Genomic DNA, 16,970 nt, shown 5'->3' on the forward strand with positions numbered 1-16,970 from the left:
TCAGCCGACCTCCGGAAAGTCCGTTGGGTCCGTGCGGCCCCGGCCCATCAGCTCCAGGCCCGCCAGCGCTTGTTCCGCGCCCGCGCGGTCCGTCTTCTCGACGGCGAAGCCCATGTGAATGATTATCCAGTCGCCCGGGGCGAATGTCTCCTCCGGCAGCATGCCGACGTTGACCCTGCGCGGTTCGCCTGTGACGTCGACCAGGGCCAGCTGCCCTTCGAAGCCGTCGAGCATCCGGATCACTTGGCCGGAGATCCCTAGACACATGGCTCAGTACCCCCTCGGCTGGTTGCCACCGAGTGCGTCTGCAACGCCGCGACGATCTCCTCGACGGCCCGCGCGGCGCGGGGAACCGCCTGGGCCACCGGCTCGCTGAGGCCGATGCCCTCCTCGACGCTGCCCGCCTCGCACCCGACGACGACCGTGTAGGGCGGATTGCCGCCCAGCGCCCGGAGGCCGGCGAACACCGCGGCCGGATCCATGCTGTGGCCGTCGAAACCCATTGCGGTGGGATCTGATTCATGATCGGCCTGGAACACATGCAATGTGCCGGGGTTGCCACGGCTGGGGACCGCGTCGACGAGCACCAGGGTGTCCCAGTCCTCGAGCAGGTCGTAGGCGAGGTGCATCCCGCTGATGCCGTAGTCGGTGACGCGCACGCTCGCGCCGTCCTGCGGGATCTCGGCGGTTCGGATCACTTCGGATCCGAATCCGTCGTCGCCCAGGAAGATGTTGCCGATGCCCGCTACCAGAATGCGCGCTGTCATGTCCGGGCCGGTTACATCCGCCTCAGTTTCAGGTAGCGGCGGGCATCGGGCAGGGATGTCACCCCTAGCGCCAATCCGACCGCGACCACCAACGCGATGATCGCGAGGAATATCCAACCCAGGATCTCCATCTCGGACTCCTTTCACGAGTTTGCCGGGCTGCGTTGAGCTTCCAGAGGCTCGATTTCGTCGGGGGAGAAGTACAGGTAACGGCCGTACCAGTCATGCAGGTCGGCGGCCGGGTCGTCCTCGACGACGACCGCGACGTGCTTGGTGCCCTCGACGTCCTCGTGCACCGAGGTGACGCGTGCCGTCTTGCCGGCGACGAAAATGTCCTGCGCGTCGGCGTTGCGCCTCGGCCGCAATCGGACCCGGCTGCCGCGCGCTACCCGGACCCCGTTCACCAGCACCGCATCGATTTCCGGGCGTACCGCGTTGTCGGCCAGCGGATCCCACCAATCGACCCCCTCGGGGATCTCCGGGACCAGGCCCGAGATCGCGTGGGGATCGCGCAGCACGCCGTGCAGGCGAGCCATCGCGTCGGGAGACATGGCGTCACATTGGTCGATGATCCGCGCCGCCCGTGGATCGGTGGCCCGGGCCTGCGCCTTCTCCTCGTCCGTCATGGTCATCACGCGCAGGGTGAGGATCTCGTCGATCTCGGTGCAGTCATAGAGGGCGGTGTCGCTCTGCTCGGCGACGTCCGGGTGGTCGTAGAGGATGATCGGCGAGACCAACAGCAGGTCCCGGGTGCCGGGCGGGCCGGCCAGCACCGGAAAGCAGCGGTGCTGGCTGCACCGGGATGCCGCGTCGACCGCCGCGGGCGGCGGCTCGAGCAGCGAAACGAACTGGCCGCCCTCGAGTTCGGCGATGAGGTGCGTTCCGATCATGGATCGCGCGATCGAGTCGTTCTTGTCCGCTGCACCGTCGCCGATGTTGCTGACCCGCACCGACACCCGGCGCAGATCGCCGTCCGCCTCGCTGGCGACCGTGAGCACGCCGCGAACCTCCCGTCGTTGCCGCACGAGCCGCCCGCCATCGAGGAATTCGATATCGGTGCCCGCGTCCGCCGTCACCGCCAGTGTCCACGGCCGGCCGTCGAGGGCGACAGGGCCGAAGGACCTTTCGCATTCGACCGCTTCGTCCCAGGTCAGCCACGATCCGCCCGGGGTGGCGAGCTCGTCGACCGGCTCGTATTCCCCTCGGGTGACTTCGCGCTCGGCCCGGCGATGCTGCAGCTGCAGGAATCGCACCATCAGGGTCAGCTCCCCGGCCCCGTCGACCAGGAACTGTGCCGCCAGGGTGTCGTCCTCGCCCAGGCCGGCCTCCGCGGCCCCGGGCGGGCCCAGAACGCCGAATTGCCAGCGTGACTGATTCTTGCTCGAGGTGCCGCGATAGGGGTAGAGCAGGTAGCCCTCGTAAAGCACCGCGTCTGCGACGGCCCGGGCCCGGGCCCGATCCTCGTTCACCGCGCCGTCTCCCGGTCCGTGTCCAGCAGCGCGATGATCGCGTGGTCGAGGTCGAGCAGCCCGTGCGCCGACTTGTAGGCGGCCAGGGCGGTGATGGTTTCGTGGCTGAGCCGCAGCCAGCCGGCGTTCGGGTAGTGCTGGGCCATCAGCTGCCGCCAGACCGTGACCGGCATGTCGTAGCGGCCTTCACAGTCCCACGGGACTTGCTGGACGGAGAACCCGCTTTCGGATTTGACGAAAATAGTTCCGCTGAAGAGGAATTGGAGCGGCAGCGCGCCATCGCGCAGGGCATGCAGGTATTTGGCCGCGGTGACCTCGAAGTCGTAGGTGCAGTCCAGCGGCAGCGCCACCGTCGTGTTGCCGGTGAAGCCCTGCACCATCGCCGTGCAATGCTGCCAGAGAAAGGTGCGTTGGGTGCTCGCCCAGCGTTCGCGCGGCCCGAACAGGTCGAGCAACCCCTCTGCTTCGGCGTCGGAGTAGGACCGCCGCAACGGCTCGATGCGGACCTGGCAACGCAACGCGATCGCGTGCACCGGGTCGCCCGCACTTCCGCCGGTGTCGATGGCGACTCGTGCGGTCAGCACGGGGCTGACGGTGTACGGCTCGGGAACCACGTCGAGGACCGAGAAGTCGACGTCCATCATGGCGGCGGCGTCCTCACGGCGCGCGCTTCGAGGTGGGAGAAGAACCCGTCGATGAACTCGCGCGCCTCCTGCCCTCCGTCGAACCCACGCCACAGCATGCGCAGCCGACCGACGAATTCGTAGCAGGCGTCGATCGGTACGAGATAGCTCTGCGGCGCACCGGATTCGGGGACGCGGACCAACAGCGCCTCCACGTCGTCCGTCAGCAGACCCACCCGGGCGTCGGCGCCGCTGAGCGCGTCCCAGACGTCCAGCGCGAGCTCGGATTCGCATGCGCCCGCCGGCCCGGGGTAGAAGGCGACGGTGCGCCCGAGCGCGGAGTTTCTGAAGAAGAAGGCGACGCCCACCGGTATCTGCAGCGCCTCCCAGGCGCGGCGATCCAGCGCGAAGTCCGGGAATGACAGATACCGATCGGGCACCGCGCGGTAGCGGAGTTCCGCCCGGGAGTCGGTGAACAGCAGATAGCAGGCGCGGCACACGCACATGAGCTGGCGGTCAGCCACATTGACCACGTGCTGGTGTGCGTCCGCGATCGATTCCGAGCACATCTCACACCGCTCGCCGGCCGGTTCGGGGGCCGGCCGCTCGCTGCGGATGCGGGTCAGAACCTCGTACGGGGTCGTCATGCGCCGGCGCCCATCGGTTCGGCCAGCGCTACCGATGGCACCCCGTCGCGAAGCAGCACGGGGAGCGGCTCGAGATGGGCCCCGTTGGGGCCGGCACCCGCATGCACAATGTCGAACTGCGTGCCGCAGCGCGGGCAGGCCAGCAGGGTCTCGCGCAGTCGCGCACCCGCCAACGAGTCATCACACACCGGACAGTGGTCACGATAGGCCAGTGGCAGGTCGCCGATCCTGCACACCAGCAGCGTGGTGTCCGAGACCAGGAACCCTGCCACCTCGCCGAGCTCCAGTTCGGCCAGCTCGGGTACCGGATACCAGGTCGAGCCACTCGAATGCAGATGGGACATCAGCGAATCGGCGGGTATCACGGCCGGACCGGGCGCGGATTCGGCGGTCACCACCTCGATCGAGCCGACCTCGGGTGCGGCGGCGCGCACCGCGTCCTCGACCGCCAATTCCAGCGTCACCGCCGACGACGGACAGCTCTTGCAACTGCCGGTGAACGCCAGCCGCACGGTATCGCCGTCGACTTCGATGAGATCGACGTCCCCGCCGTGCGAGCCCAGGTACGGCCGCACCCGGTCGAGTGCGTCGGACACCCGGCGGTGCACGTCGTGCGGGTGCAGACCGTGGACCAGGAGCAGGCTGGCCACCAGGTCGTCGGTGGCCAGCCGCTCGGCCAGGCCAGTGCCTTGGCCGTCCCGAGCCAGCAGCATGATCCGTTCCAGCCCGGCCCCGTAGAGCCCGACCACTTCCCGGACCAACTGCTGGGCGCGCTCCTGCGCGGCCGCCCCACCCGCCGCGCAGGAATCCAGCAGGGTCTGGATTCGATCGCCCGCCGTGCGCCATTGCGCGTCTGTGTCTGAGGTCATCAGGGGTTCCTCCGGGCGATCCGCGATCATCACTCCCCGACGGGTGACTGCGTTGGTGTGTGCAATCTCTCCAGGGTCTTGCCCTTACCCAGGTACATGTGCACACCGCAGGGCAGGCACGGATCGAAGCTGCGCACCGTGCGCATGACGTCGATCCCCTTGAAGTTCTCCCGGCTGTTCTCCTCGAAGATCGGCTGACCCTGCACCGCGTCCTCGTACGGCCCGGGCGTGCCGTAGCTGTCACGCGGGTTGGCGTTCCAGGGGGTGGGCGGGTACGGGTGATAGTTGGCGATCTTGCCGTCGCGGATCACCATGTGGTGACTGAGCACGCCGCGGACCGCCTCGGTGAAGCCGCAACCGATGGCTTCGTCGGGCACCTCGAACTTCTCCCAGGTCTTGGTGCGTCCGGCCCGGATTTCCCCGAGCGCCTTCTCGGCGAAGTGCAGCGCGCACGCTGCCGCGTAGGCCTGGAAGTAGGTGCGCGCCCGGTCGCGCTCGATCGTGTTGCTGCCGTATTTCGGGATCTTCCACTCGAACTCGACCGGACCCTTGAGCGCGGTCTTGGGCAAATTGATCTTGACGCTGTTGCCGGTCGCCTTGACGTAGCCGATGTCGACCAGGCCGGCCAGCGCGGTGGCCCACAACCGGGCCAGCGGGCCGCCGCCGGTGTCCAGCGCCAGGTGGTCCTTGCCGTCGAACCAGCGCGGCGACATCACCCAGCTGTACTTGCCGCCGTCCAAGTCCCGCTTCTGCGGGTGCGGGTTGGTGTGCTGATTCCACGGGTGGCGCCGGTCCACCGCGTTGCCCAGTGGGTCGGTCTTGACGAACATCTCCTGCTCGGTCCAGTCGTCGTAATACGAACTGCCCAACAGGATCCGGATGCCGAGGTTGATGTCCACCAGGGAGTGGGTGACCAGCTTGCCGTCGACCACCACGCCCGGGGTCACGAACATGGCGTTACCCCAGCGCTCCATGTCCTTGTACGCGAAGTTGCACACCTCGGGGTCCTGGAAGGAGCCCCAGCAGCCGAGCAGGGTGCGGCGCAGCCCGACCTTCTCGTAACCCGGCAGTGCCTCGTAGAAGAAGTCGAACAGGTCGTCGTGCATCGGCACGACCTTCTTCATGAACTCCACATACCGCATCAACCGCGTCATGTAGTCGGTCATCAGCTGGATGGTCGCAACGGTGCCGACCCCGCCGGGGTACAGCGTGGACGGATGCACGTGGCGACCTTCCATGAGGCAGAACATCTCTCGCGTCCAGCGGCTGACCACCAGTGCCTCGCGGTAGAACTCGCCGCTGAAGGGGTTGAGCGAACGCATGATGTCGGCGATCGTCTTGTAACCGTGCGCGTCGGCGTGCGGCGCCGGGGTCTTCTCCGCCAGCGAAAGCACGCTCGGGTTGGTCTCGGAGACCATCTTTTCGCAGAAGTCCACCCCGACCAGGTTTTCCTGGAAGATGTTGTGGTCGAACATGTATTCCGCGGCCTCACCTAGGTTGACGATCCACTCGCCGAGGTGCGGCGGCTTGACCCCGTACGCCATGTTCTGCGTGTAGCACGAACAGGTGGCGTGGTTGTCGCCGCAGATGCCGCAAATGCGGCTGGTGATGAAGTGGGCGTCGCGGGGATCCTTGCCTTTCATGAAGATCGAGTAGCCGCGGAAGATCGACGACGTGCTGTGGCACTCGACGACTTCGCGGTTCTCGAAGTCGATCTTGGTGTAGATGCCCAAGCTGCCCACGATCCTGGTGATGGGGTCCCAGGCCATGTCGACCAGTTGGCCGGGTTCCCGCTTGGCGTGGGTGGGCTCCGGAATGATGGTTGTCATCGCACTTCTTCTTCCCGCTGTGGGCTCTTGAGCTCGAAGGCTCAGATTTGAGACGAAGCGCGCCGACCCGGTAGCGAGCTACCAGGTCCGGCGCGCTCCGGTGGTGAGTTGGTTGCCGTTGTGGCGCCACCGCGGTTCCTTGTCGACGGTGCGCGCCGTGATACCCCTCAAATTGCGAATCACGGTGCCGTAAAGACCCGAAGCGGTGGTGGAGACCTTGCCGCCCGGCGGTTCGTCCATGAATGGCATGAACTTGTCGGGGAAGCCCGGCATCGTGCATCCGATGCAGATCCCGCCCACATTGGGGCAGCCACCGATGCCGTTGATCCATCCCCGCTTGGGCACGTTGCACTTGACGACCGGGCCCCAACACCCAAGTTTGACAATGCATTTCGGCGATCCGTATTCGGTGGCGAAGTCGCCCTGCTCGTAGTATCCGGCCCGGTCACAACCTTCGTGGACAGTGTTGCCGAACAACCATTTAGGGCGCAGCGCATCGTCGAGCGGAATCATCGGCGCCTGACCCGTCGCCATGTAGAGCAGGTAGGTCAGCGTCTCCGACAGGTTGTCGGGATGGATCGGGCAACCGGGCACGCACACGATCGGAATGCCGGCCTTGCTCTTCCATTCCCACCCCAGGTAGTCGGGAACCCCCATCGCCCCCGTCGGATTGCCGGCCATGGCGTGGATGCCGCCGTAGGTGGCGCAGGTCCCGACCGCGACGATCGCGGTGGCCTTGGGCGCCAGCCGGTCGAGCCACTCGCTGGTGGTCATCGGCTGGTTGGTGGCGGGGTTGTTGCCGAACCCGCACCAATAGCCCTCGTCCTTGATCTTCTCGTTGGGGATGGACCCTTCGACGACGAGCACGAACGGTTCCAGCTCGCCGCGGTCGGCTTTGAAGAACCACGAGAGGAAGTCGTCCGCCCCTCCGTTGGGCCCACATTCGAAATCGATGAGCGGCCAGTGCACGGCGACCTGCGGAAGCCCCGGCAGTGCCCCCAGGGCGATCTCTTCGACAGAGGGTTGGGTGGCGGCAGTCAACGCCACCGAATCGCCATCACAACTGAGCCCCGCGTTGATCCATAGAACGTGGATCAATGTTTCTTCTGCTTTGACGGCTGCTTCTGTTGGCATGCTGCAGCTTTCCGGAGCCGGGCTGAGGCTCCTGCGCCGCCGGAGTCGACCGTCGGCCCACTTGCGCAGCGCTGATTTTGGGTCTACTCCTCACCGCCGGGTGTGTCAACGATTCTGCGGTACCAAGTAATTAGACAACCGTTGCATAGTCTCTTCGCGAAGCGAGCGGCGATCGGCGGCCCGGCCGATGGCGCCGCCATCATGCAAATCCCTTGCAAGAAGGGACCCGTCAGGCCGCCGGTTCCGCCGCGAATCGTCGCAACCAGCCGAACCAGGCGCCCATCCCGGCGCCGGTGCGCGCACTGAGCGGCAGGATGGTCGCCGTCGCATTGACCTTGCGCACGTGGGCGATGTACTCGTCGACGTCGACGTCCAGGTGTGGAACCAAGTCAATCTTGTTGAGTAACACCACATCCACCGATCGGAACATCACCGGGTACTTCAGCGGCTTGTCCTCGCCCTCGGTTACGGAGTAGACCATGGCCTTGGCGTGCTCGCCGACGTCGAACTCGGCCGGGCAGACCAGATTGCCCACGTTCTCGATGATCACCAGGTCCAGCACGGGCAGGTCGAGCCCGGGCAGCGCGCGGTTCACCATCGGCGCGTCGAGATGGCATTCGCCGCCAAAACCGTTGCTGGTGTTGAGGAGTGAGATCTGGGCGCCGCGGCCACGAAGCTTGGCCGCGTCGAGATCGGTGGCGATGTCACCTTCGATCACCCCGATGGCAAGCTCGCCGGCGAGCTCGTCGAGCGTGGCCTGCAGGATGGTCGTCTTGCCCGATCCGGGTGAGCTCATCAGGTTCAGCGTGCGCACCCCGTTGCCCTCGAACGCCGCCCGGTTGGCTTCGGCGAGCAGATCGTTCTCGGCGAAGATCGCCTCCAACACGTCGACCCGCTGCTTACCGGTCCGGTACTGGCCGTGGTCGCCGTGCTCGTGATCCGGATCGTCGTGCTCGTGGGTGTGCACCGTTCCGTCGTCATGCCGATGAAATCTGCCCATGGTCAAATCCGTTCGGGGATAGCGCGTTTCACGAGACGTCCAGCGACGTCACCAGGAATTCGTTGCCGTGCAGCACCTCGACGTCGGAACTGTCGCACCGCGGGCACCAGATCGACCAGGCCGACGTGATCTCCGATCGCCGGCCGCAGGCGTGACAGCTCACCTCGGCGCCGACGCACTCGAGCTCCAGCTTGGCCTCCGGCATGTTCTCGGCGTCGCGCACCAGCGTCCAGCAGAACGAGAGCGATTCGGGCACCACCTGACGCAGCGCCCCGATCCGCACGCGCACCACATCGACGTGCCGACCGTCGGCATGTGTCTTGACCACACCGGCGATCGCTTCGCACAGCGACAGTTCATGCACCGCCGATCACTCCGGCCGCAGCGAGGCTCATGAGCACTGTTCTACACCGAAGGCCCCGGATGCGCAGCCGCTCTCCGGGCTCGCGTTAGGACGGCGTCCACTTCTGTTCGAGGCGCCCGTAGCGCCAGACGAGCAGCGCCACCGCCCAGGTGATGACGAACGCGCCGACGATGAAATAGCCGACGGCGCCCAGGTCCAGCCCGCCGATCCAGCGCCAGAACGTGCCCCGCCAGCCGAACTGCTCGGCGAACAACGTGAGCAGCTCGACGCTGCCGATCAGCAGCGCGACGACCACCGACAGCGCGGTGATGGTGATGTTGTAGTAGATCTTGCGCACCGGATTCGAAAAGGCCCAGCCGTAGGCGAAGTTCATGAACGAGCCGTCGATCGTGTCCAGGAGGCACATGCCGGCGGTGAACAGCACGGGCAGACACAGGATGGCGTACCACGGCAACCCGGCCGCCGCGCTGGTGCCCGCCAGAACCAGGAGTGCGATCTCGGTGGCGGTATCGAAGCCGAGACCGAACAGCAGCCCGACGGGGTAGGAGTGCCACGACTTGGTGACCGACTTGGTGAAGCGGCCGAGGACTCGATTCATCAGCCCCCGATTGTCCAACTGCCGTTCCAGTTCGGCCCCGTCCGTGTCCGGGTCATATCCGCCGCGGCGCACCCGCGCGAACACCCGCAGGATACCCACCAGCACGACGACGTTGAGGACGGCGATCGAATAGAGGAATACACCGGAGACGCCCGTCCCGATCAGTCCCGTGTAGTGATGCAGCTTCGAGGAGTCGTCGCGGACCGGTCCCACAATCGTCTTGACCCCGGACGCCAGCAGCACCGCCAGCGCGAAGACCACCGTGGAATGCCCCAGCGAGAAGAAGAATCCGACCGCGAGCGGCCGCTGCCCGTCGTTCATCAGCTTGCGGGTGGTGTTGTCGATGGCGGCGATGTGGTCGGCGTCGAAGGCGTGCCGCATTCCCAGGGTGTAGGCGGTCAACCCGACGCCGACCCCGAATGCCTTGCCCCCCAGGCTGAATTGCGTCGGGGCGACGAAAGCCACCAGGGTGAACCAGCCGACCACGTGCAGCGCGACGATGATCGCCGACATCGATGTCAGCCGCCCCCACTCCGCCGGTGTCAGGGCGCTGCGCAGCCTGGTCGTCCATGACGGGCGCCGGCCGAACTCAGTACTGACCACTGGGTTCCTCCAGGGTCCTTCGAGCATCGGGCATGGAACGCAACAACCGGCACGACTGTATGTGCCGTCGTCAGGCAGATGCAAGTGGGTTGCAGGAATCCCGGGGCCGGTGCGGGGCGAATTCGGCAGAAGACTGGCGCGCCCACCGCGGCGGCGCGACACTGAACGGGTGACGCCCAAGCCGCCGGCACTGGACCCGTCCGCCACCGCACGGATCGGCGATCTCCTGCGCGCCCGGGGGCTGCGGCGGATGTCCTCGCGGATCCAGGTGCTGGCGGTGCTCGAGCCGGTCGACGGCCACCTGCCGGTGGCGGAGATCCACAAGCGGGTGCGGGCGTGCCTGCCGCACGGATCACACGCTCCCGACGTGGCGACCATCTATCGCACGGTGACCACCCTGGTCGGCCAGGGAGTGCTGCACCCGTTGACCCTCGACGGCGGTGTCACCACCTACGGGATGGCCACCGCGCCACACCACCACGCCGTATGTACCGAATGCGGCTCGATCATCGAGGTGCCCGCCCGGCAGCTCAGTTCGGCGCTCGAACACGCGATGGCGGGCAGTTCGTTCGCGCTGTCCGAGGCAGCGGGTCTGACGCTGCGCGGCCTGTGCCCGCAGTGTCAAAAGCGCTGAGCTTCCGCCAATGGTGGCGATCCGCTTCGCCCGGCTTCGCCGCGCTTGCGATCGCCACTAGTCCAGGTCGAGTAGCGCGTTCTCGACCACCTCGGGCAGCGCCGGATGAATCCAGTACTGGCCGCGGGCCATCTCGTGGGCGGTGAGCCCGAAGCTCATCGCCTGGATCAGCGGTTGGATGATCGACGACGCCTGGTGGCCCATGATGTGCGCGCCCAGCAGGCGGCCGCTGCTGCGCTCGGCGATCAGCTTGACTATCCCGGTGGTGTCCTCCATGGCCCAGCCGTAGGCGACGTCGCCGTAGTCGTGTATCGCGACCGAGACCTCGAATCCCTGTGCGATGGCCTGGTTTTCGGTCAGGCCGACGGATGCCAGCTGAGGGTCGGTGAACACCGCCGACGGCACATGGCGGTGGTTGGTCATCAGCATCGACTCGGTGTCGTCCCAGTTGCAGTGCAGGTTGTGCTGTACGACGCGGGCCTCGTGGTTGGCGACGTGCTTGAGCTGGTATGGCGACGAAACGTCGCCGAGGGCGAAAACACCACGCGCCGAGGTCCGTTGGTATTCGTCGACCACCACCCGGCCGCTCTCGACCTCGACACCGGCCTGTTCGGCGTCCAGCAGGTCGGCGTTGGACACCCGCCCGGTCGCGACCAGCAGCAGGTCGGCGTCCAATGTCGACCCGTCGTCGAGCCGCAGCGCGACGCCAGAGCCGTTGTTGGTGCCGCCCACGACGTTTCGGTGCGTGCGCAGTTCCCATTTGGCCGCGACGATGCGGGTGAAGCGTTTACAGATGGTGTCGTCACAGTGCCGCAGCATCGAGCTGCCGCGGATGACCAATGTCACCCGGACGCCGAGGGCGGAAAAGATATGGGCGAATTCCGCTGCCACGAAGCCACTCCCGACGATCACCAGGTGCTCGGGCAATTCCGGGATCCGCATGATCGTGTCGCTGGTGTGATAGGCGACGCCGCAGTCGAGGATCGCGGGAGGGATGACCGGGCGGGACCCCGCCGCGATCACCACCTGATCGGCGGTGAATTCGTCACCGCCGTCCGTGCGCAACAGGTAGCGCCCGTCGGGTTGAACCGGTCCGAACCGGGTGTGCTGGTCGTACAAGTCGACGCTGGGTGACGCGCGGCGGTAGTCCTCGCCGCTCATCGAGATCGGATCGATTCGTCCGAAGATCCGCGAGACGATGTCGTCCCAGCGGATCCGGTCGACGTGCGCGTCGACACCGAAGCGTGCCGCGTCCCGGATCGTCGTGGCGACCTCGGCGGCGTAGACGAACATCTTGGTCGGGATGCATCCGACGTTCAGGCAGGTGCCGCCGAACGTGCCGTGCTCGCACAGCGCCGCACGCTTGCCGGCGAACCGATCGTCGAGAAGGGTATTGCCCGAACCGGTTCCGATGATGGCGATGTCATAGGTCTCCAACTCCTCACCCCATCCTCGAAGAGGGCTCGGTGCGGTCGGTGTGGAGGTAGCGGTCCAGCCAGAGGTCGAGCTGGCGGTAGGCCGCCCGCCGAGGCTGCGGCAGCGAGAGGAAGACGTCGTGTTTGGCGTCGCCGATCGGCACGATGGTGCTGTGATTCCCGATGCAGCCGGCCCGCCTGGCAATTTGGGTGACGTCGAGAACCGCGTCGCCGCACTGCATGGACGCCGCATCGCTGGTTTCCCGCACGGTGTGGTCCGAGCGCAGGATGAGGTTCGGCACCCCGACGTCGAGCCCGCGGTGCAGCCGGGCGTGGCCGCGGCGGATGGCGTGCAGCCATCCGACCGTGATCGGGAAGCCGCCCACCGGTTTCCACTGCAGGTTGTAGTCGAACTCGCCGTGGTAGTCGCGGTGCAGGGTGGTGCCGTAGCCGCCCTCGGTGGGCGTCCGGACCACCCTCCTGGAGCGCACCCGGGACAGGCCGGCGATCAGCGCCGAGGTCACCGAATGACGCAGCACCGCGGGGCCGTGCAGGTCCAAAAACGGGCTGTTGAGCACTAAACCGCCGATGCCGGCGTGGGCTGCGGCGTCGCGACGGCGGAGCCGGTCCAGCCATAACGACACGATGAGCCCACCGGAGGAATGGCCGTACACCAAAACCTTGGCGGGTCGGTGGTGCTCGCGGATCACCGCCAGGGCGTAGTCGAGTTCGGCGTCGTAATCGTCGAGGTTGGTGATGAAGTGCGGTGTCTGGCCGTCGCGGCGCGACCGGCCGCATTTCTGCAGGTCCAGCGCGTAGAAGGCAAAGCCGCGGTCGGCGAAGTGCTCGGCCAGCGCCGTGTTGAAGAAGTAGTCGGTGTAGCCATGCACGGCCAGCACCGCGTGACCCGCACCGGAGGGTCCGGCGGGCTCACCGCGCCGGATCAGCGTCGCGACAATCTCGCCCTCGCCGACCGGGTCGGGCCCAAGGGGGATGGTGCGCTGCCAATAACCGGGCAGGACATCGGGCACCCAGCCAGTCACGAGGCAAGCTTAGAGGTTTTGCTGGCCACAGGGAGGCGCACGCCGTCCGGGCCGGGTTTGCCTCGGGATAGCCTGGGAACCGGCACAGTCGACGGAAGGACCAGGAGCAGGTGTCATCGCTAGCCCGAACCGCACGGACGGACGTCGTGCTGGTGGGCGCGGGCATCATGAGCGCAACCCTGGGTGCGTTGCTGCGGCGGCTGCAACCCGACTGGTCCATGACCATCGTCGAACGCCTGGACGCCGTCGCCGCCGAAAGCAGCAGTCCGTGGAACAACGCCGGCACCGGGCACTCCGCGCTGTGCGAGCTCAACTACACCCCGCAGAATCCGGACGGCTCGATCGACATCACCAAAGCGGTGCGCATCAACGAGCAGTTCCAGGTGACCCGCCAATTCTGGGCCTACGCCGCCGAGAACGGGATCCTGACCGACACCGGTTTCCTCAACCCGCTCCCGCACGTGAGCTTTGTGCGCGGGGCGCAGCGCGTCGAGTTCTTGCGCCGACGGCAGCGGGCCCTGGCTCCCAACCCGCTGTTCGCCGGCACCGAATTCATCGACGACCCGCAGGAGTTCGCCCGCCGGCTGCCGTTCATGGGCGCCAGGCGCGACTTCTCCGAACCGACCGCGCTCCACTGGGCCCCCCACGGCACCGACGTCGACTTCGGTGCGCTGGCCAGACAGCTCATCGGCCACTGCGTGCAGGGCGGTGCCACCGCGTTGTTCGGCCACGAGGTCCGCGACCTGACCCGGCAATCGGACGGCAGCTGGACGCTGCTGATCCGCAATCGGCGCACCGGTGAAAAACGCCGGCTGAATGCCAAATTCGTCTTCGTCGGGGCCGGCGGCGGCGCGCTGCCGTTGCTGCAGAAGGCCGGCATTCACGAGGTCAGGGGCTTCGCCGGGTTCCCCATCGGCGGACGGTTTCTGCGCACCGACAATCCCGCGCTCACCGCCGCGCACCGGGCCAAGGTGTACGGGGTCCCGGCACCGGGGGCCCCGCCGCTCGGCGCGCTGCATCTGGACCTCCGATTCGTCAACGGCAAATCCTGGCTCGTGTTCGGGCCGTACGCCGGCTGGTCACCCAAGTTCTTGAAACACGGCCGCCTCAGCGACCTGCCCCGCTCGGTGAAGCCGGACAACGCACTGTCCATGCTCGGGGTTGGCCTCACCCAGCTGACACTGCTCAACTACTTGATTCACCAGCTGCGGTTGTCCGATCCGGATCGCATCCACGCGCTGCGCGAATTCGCCCCCAGCGCAATGGGTTCCGACTGGGAGCTGACCGTGGCCGGTCAGCGCGTGCAGGTGATCAGGCGGGACGGGCGCAAGGGAGGCGTGCTGGACTTCAGCACCACCGTGCTGGCCGCCGCCGACGGCAGCATCGCCGGGCTGCTGGGAGCATCGCCGGGAGCATCGACGGCAGTGTCGGCCATGCTCGAGGTGTTGCAGCGGTGCTTCGCCGGCCGCTATCAATCCTGGCTGCCCACGCTCAAAGAGATGGTGCCGTCGCTGGGGGTGGAGCTGTCCCGTGAGCCGGCGTTGTACGACGAGGTGTGGTCCTGGGGTACCGAGGTGTTGGGGTTGAAGTCCGATTCGGGGGTTCGGTCATGAGTGAAGCGTTGCGTCGGTCGTGGGCGAAAGACCTTGACGCCCGGACCCTTTACGAGCTGCTCAAGTTGCGGGTGGAGGTGTTCGTGGTGGAGCAGGCCTGCCCGTACCCGGAGCTGGACGGCCGCGACCTGCTCGCCGAGACGCGGCACTTCTGGCTGGAGACGCCCGACGGCGAGGTGATCTGCACGTTGCGGTTGATGGAGGAGCACGCCGGCGGCCGAAAGACGTTCCGGATCGGCCGGTTGTGCACCAAACGCAGCGCGCGCGGGCAGGGCCACACCACCCGGTTGCTGCGCGCCGCCCTGGCCGAGGTCGGCGACTACCCGTGCCGGATCGACGCGCAGACCTACTTGTCCGACATGTACGCCCAGCACGGGTTCGTCCGAGCCGGTGACGATTTCGTCGACGACGGCGTGCCGCACGTGCCGATGCTGAAGCCGCCACGCCCGCCCCCTCAGGCGGAGACCCCGACCGCATCGTCGCAGGGCGGGCCGGGCGCGGGCCTGACGGAGCTACCGTGAAGCCGTATCCGTTCAGCGCGATCGTCGGGCATGACCAGCTGCGCCTGGCGCTGCTGCTGTGCGCCGTGCGGCCGGAGATCGGCGGTGCGCTCATCCGGGGCGAGAAGGGCACGGCCAAGTCGACGGCGGTGCGCGGCCTGGCGGCGTTGCTGTCCGAGGCGACCGGTGACGCGGGCGCCGGCCTTGTCGAAATGCCGCTCGGCGCAACCGAAGACCGGGTGATCGGCTCGCTGGACCTACAGCGGGTGCTGCGCGACGGCGAGCACGCGTTCTCGCCGGGACTGTTGGCGCGCGCGCACGGCGGCGTGCTGTACGTCGACGAAGTCAACCTGCTGCACGACCATCTGGTGGACGTGCTGCTCGACGCCGCGGCGATGGGCCGGGTGCACATCGAACGCGACGGCATCTCGCATTCGCACGAGGCCCGGTTCGTGCTGATCGGCACCATGAATCCCGAGGAGGGCGAACTGCGTCCGCAGCTGCTGGACCGGTTCGGCCTCACCGTCGACGTGCACGCGTCTCGTGACGTCGACGTGCGGGTGGAGGTCGTCCGACAGCGCATGGCCTACGAGGCCGACCCGGACGCATTCGCCGAGCGCTACGTCGACGCCGAGGCCGAACTGGCCCGGCGCATCGCCGCCGCGCGGGCGCTCGTCGGCGAAGTGGTATTGCCGGACAACGAGTTACGGCGCATCGCTGCGGTATGCGCGGCGTTCGACGTCGATGGGATGCGGGCCGATCTGGTGGTGGCCCGCACCGCCGCCGCGCACGCCGCGTGGCGTGGGGCCAAGTCGGTCGAAGAGCAAGACGTCCGGGTGGCCGCCGAGCTGGCGCTGCCGCATCGGCGCCGCCGCGACCCGTTCGACGACCCCGGCATCGACCGTGACCAGCTCGACGAGGCGCTGGCGCAAGCCGACGATGACGACCGCGAGCCGGAGCCCGACCCTCCGGGCGGCGGTCGGGCCGCGGAAGACCCTGCAACGCAGCCGAACTCATCGGCGCCGTCGAAGCCGCGGCCACCGCGTCCCAGCGCGCCGCCAGCGAAGACCTTCCGCGCCCGAGCGCTGACGGTGCCCGGGGTCGGCGCGGGCGCGCCGGGGCGGCGATCGCGCGCCCGCAACTCCAGCGGCAGCGTGATCGCGGCGACCGACGGAAACGACACGAGTTCCGGCGCACACGGGCTGCACCTGTTCGCCACCCTGCTGTCGGCCGCCGAGCGCGCCGGGTCGGGCCCCCTGCGCCCGGGGCCGGATGACGTGCGACGGGCGATCCGGGAGGGGCGTGAAGGCAACCTGGTCATCTTCGTCGTGGACGCGTCGGGCTCGATGGCCGCGCGCGACCGGATGGCCGCGGTGAGCGGTGCGACGCTGTCGCTGCTGCGCGACGCCTACCAGCGCCGCGACAAGGTCGCCGTGATCACGTTCCGCCAGCAGGAGGCACGGCTGCTGTTGCCGCCGACATCGTCGGCGCACATCGCCGGCCGGCGGCTGGCCCGGTTCGATACCGGCGGCAAGACTCCGCTCGCCGAGGGCCTGCTCGCCGCGCGTGAACTGATCGTCCGGGAGAAGGCTCGCGACCGGGCCCGGCGTTCCCTGGTGGTGGTGCTGACCGACGGCCGAGCCACCGCCGGAACCGACCCGTTGCGCCGCAGTCGCGCCGCGGCCGCCCGGTTGGTGGCCGAGGGCGTGGCCGCCGTGGTCGTCGACTGCGAAACCTCCTATGTGCGGCTGGGTTTGGCCGAGCAACTGGCCCGCCACCTCGGCGCGCCGGCCGTGCGCCTGGAGCAGCTACACGCGGACTCTCTGACGCGCGCCGTGCGCAACGCGGCCTGAGAAAGGTAA

General features: G+C 67.6%; 17 protein-coding genes. 4 read left to right on the forward strand and 13 right to left on the reverse strand.

What is annotated here, in order from left to right; translation table 11 throughout:
- The 11 genes from A5773_RS03895 to A5773_RS03945 form a co-directional block, all read right to left on the reverse strand.
- A complete protein-coding gene (locus A5773_RS03895; protein ID WP_067789532.1) occupies positions 1 to 267 on the reverse strand; it encodes a HypC/HybG/HupF family hydrogenase formation chaperone in 267 nt (88 codons plus the stop codon).
- A complete protein-coding gene (locus A5773_RS03900; protein ID WP_067789536.1) occupies positions 258 to 767 on the reverse strand; it encodes a hydrogenase maturation protease in 510 nt (169 codons plus the stop codon). The genes A5773_RS03895 and A5773_RS03900 overlap by 10 nt, the downstream gene beginning before the upstream one ends.
- 143 nt (positions 768 to 910) lie before the next feature.
- A complete protein-coding gene (locus A5773_RS03905; RefSeq protein ID WP_066946378.1) occupies positions 911 to 2,236 on the reverse strand; it encodes a hypothetical protein in 1,326 nt (441 codons plus the stop codon).
- Positions 2,233 to 2,880 (reverse strand): DUF6084 family protein, encoded by a 648-nt coding sequence (locus A5773_RS03910; RefSeq protein ID WP_066946381.1) that lies wholly within the window; start codon positions 2,878 to 2,880, stop codon positions 2,233 to 2,235. The genes A5773_RS03905 and A5773_RS03910 overlap by 4 nt, the downstream gene beginning before the upstream one ends.
- Complete coding sequence (locus A5773_RS03915; protein ID WP_066946383.1) at positions 2,877 to 3,506, reverse strand: DUF5947 family protein; 630 nt, start codon at positions 3,504 to 3,506, stop codon at positions 2,877 to 2,879. The genes A5773_RS03910 and A5773_RS03915 overlap by 4 nt, the downstream gene beginning before the upstream one ends.
- Positions 3,503 to 4,402 (reverse strand): NifU family protein, encoded by a 900-nt coding sequence (locus A5773_RS03920; protein ID WP_082948094.1) that lies wholly within the window; start codon positions 4,400 to 4,402, stop codon positions 3,503 to 3,505. Before A5773_RS03920 ends, A5773_RS03915 begins: the two co-directional genes overlap by 4 nt.
- Before the next feature lie 2 nt (positions 4,403 to 4,404).
- Positions 4,405 to 6,204 (reverse strand): nickel-dependent hydrogenase large subunit, encoded by a 1,800-nt coding sequence (locus tag A5773_RS03925; RefSeq protein ID WP_066946391.1) that lies wholly within the window; start codon positions 6,202 to 6,204, stop codon positions 4,405 to 4,407.
- Between the two features lie 78 nt (positions 6,205 to 6,282).
- Positions 6,283 to 7,338, reverse strand: coding sequence for a hydrogenase expression protein HypE (locus A5773_RS03930; RefSeq protein ID WP_066946394.1), 1,056 nt, complete (start codon positions 7,336 to 7,338; stop codon positions 6,283 to 6,285).
- Positions 7,339 to 7,567: 229 nt separating this feature from the next.
- Positions 7,568 to 8,338, reverse strand: coding sequence for a hydrogenase nickel incorporation protein HypB (gene hypB, locus A5773_RS03935; protein ID WP_066946396.1), 771 nt, complete (start codon positions 8,336 to 8,338; stop codon positions 7,568 to 7,570).
- 28 nt (positions 8,339 to 8,366) lie between these two features.
- Complete coding sequence (locus tag A5773_RS03940; RefSeq protein WP_067789540.1) at positions 8,367 to 8,702, reverse strand: hydrogenase maturation nickel metallochaperone HypA; 336 nt, start codon at positions 8,700 to 8,702, stop codon at positions 8,367 to 8,369.
- A gap of 85 nt (positions 8,703 to 8,787) precedes the next feature.
- Positions 8,788 to 9,903, reverse strand: a complete 1,116-nt coding sequence (locus A5773_RS03945; RefSeq protein WP_067789543.1) for a HoxN/HupN/NixA family nickel/cobalt transporter — start codon at positions 9,901 to 9,903, stop codon at positions 8,788 to 8,790.
- Positions 9,904 to 10,072: 169 nt separating this feature from the next.
- On the opposite strand from A5773_RS03945, the gene A5773_RS03950 reads away from it, so the two are divergent.
- The gene (locus A5773_RS03950; protein WP_066946404.1) at positions 10,073 to 10,537 is read left to right on the forward strand and encodes a Fur family transcriptional regulator; all 465 of its coding nucleotides are present in this window, start codon (positions 10,073 to 10,075) and stop codon (positions 10,535 to 10,537) included.
- Between the two features lie 57 nt (positions 10,538 to 10,594).
- Here A5773_RS03950 and mtr read toward each other — a convergent pair whose 3' ends face one another.
- Complete coding sequence (gene mtr, locus A5773_RS03955) at positions 10,595 to 11,974, reverse strand: mycothione reductase (protein WP_066946407.1); 1,380 nt, start codon at positions 11,972 to 11,974, stop codon at positions 10,595 to 10,597.
- Positions 11,975 to 11,978: 4 nt separating this feature from the next.
- Complete coding sequence (locus A5773_RS03960) at positions 11,979 to 12,995, reverse strand: alpha/beta hydrolase (protein WP_067789547.1); 1,017 nt, start codon at positions 12,993 to 12,995, stop codon at positions 11,979 to 11,981.
- Positions 12,996 to 13,105: 110 nt separating this feature from the next.
- Here A5773_RS03960 and mqo point away from each other — a divergent pair, with 110 nt between their 5' ends.
- Genes mqo through A5773_RS03975 form a run of 3 tightly spaced genes read left to right on the forward strand, consistent with a single transcriptional unit; the run spans position 13,106 to position 16,961 of the window.
- Positions 13,106 to 14,608, forward strand: a complete 1,503-nt coding sequence (gene mqo, locus A5773_RS03965; RefSeq protein ID WP_082948081.1) for a malate dehydrogenase (quinone) — start codon at positions 13,106 to 13,108, stop codon at positions 14,606 to 14,608.
- A complete protein-coding gene (locus tag A5773_RS03970; protein WP_066946413.1) occupies positions 14,605 to 15,129 on the forward strand; it encodes a GNAT family N-acetyltransferase in 525 nt (174 codons plus the stop codon). The genes mqo and A5773_RS03970 overlap by 4 nt, the downstream gene beginning before the upstream one ends.
- Positions 15,126 to 16,961, forward strand: coding sequence for a VWA domain-containing protein (locus A5773_RS03975; protein WP_067789550.1), 1,836 nt, complete (start codon positions 15,126 to 15,128; stop codon positions 16,959 to 16,961). Before A5773_RS03970 ends, A5773_RS03975 begins: the two co-directional genes overlap by 4 nt.
- The last annotated feature ends 9 nt before the right edge of the window (positions 16,962 to 16,970 follow it).

Source organism: Mycobacterium sp. 852014-52450_SCH5900713, assembly GCF_001667075.1.
Classification (GTDB): Bacteria; Actinomycetota; Actinomycetes; order Mycobacteriales; family Mycobacteriaceae; genus Mycobacterium.

What these genes read in the sequence shown, in the direction of transcription:
- A5773_RS03915 (WP_066946383.1), bottom strand. Translation starts at nt 3,506, where the DNA reads ATGACGACCCCGTACGAGGTTCTGACCCGCATCCGCAGCGAGCGGCCG.
- A5773_RS03895 (WP_067789532.1), bottom strand. Translation starts at nt 267, where the DNA reads ATGTGTCTAGGGATCTCCGGCCAAGTGATCCGGATGCTCGACGGCTTC.
- A5773_RS03970 (WP_066946413.1), top strand. Translation starts at nt 14,605, where the DNA reads ATGAGTGAAGCGTTGCGTCGGTCGTGGGCGAAAGACCTTGACGCCCGG.
- A5773_RS03925 (WP_066946391.1), bottom strand. Translation starts at nt 6,204, where the DNA reads ATGACAACCATCATTCCGGAGCCCACCCACGCCAAGCGGGAACCCGGC.
- hypB (WP_066946396.1), bottom strand. Translation starts at nt 8,338, where the DNA reads ATGGGCAGATTTCATCGGCATGACGACGGAACGGTGCACACCCACGAG.
- A5773_RS03910 (WP_066946381.1), bottom strand. Translation starts at nt 2,880, where the DNA reads ATGATGGACGTCGACTTCTCGGTCCTCGACGTGGTTCCCGAGCCGTAC.
- A5773_RS03900 (WP_067789536.1), bottom strand. Translation starts at nt 767, where the DNA reads ATGACAGCGCGCATTCTGGTAGCGGGCATCGGCAACATCTTCCTGGGC.
- A5773_RS03930 (WP_066946394.1), bottom strand. Translation starts at nt 7,338, where the DNA reads ATGCCAACAGAAGCAGCCGTCAAAGCAGAAGAAACATTGATCCACGTT.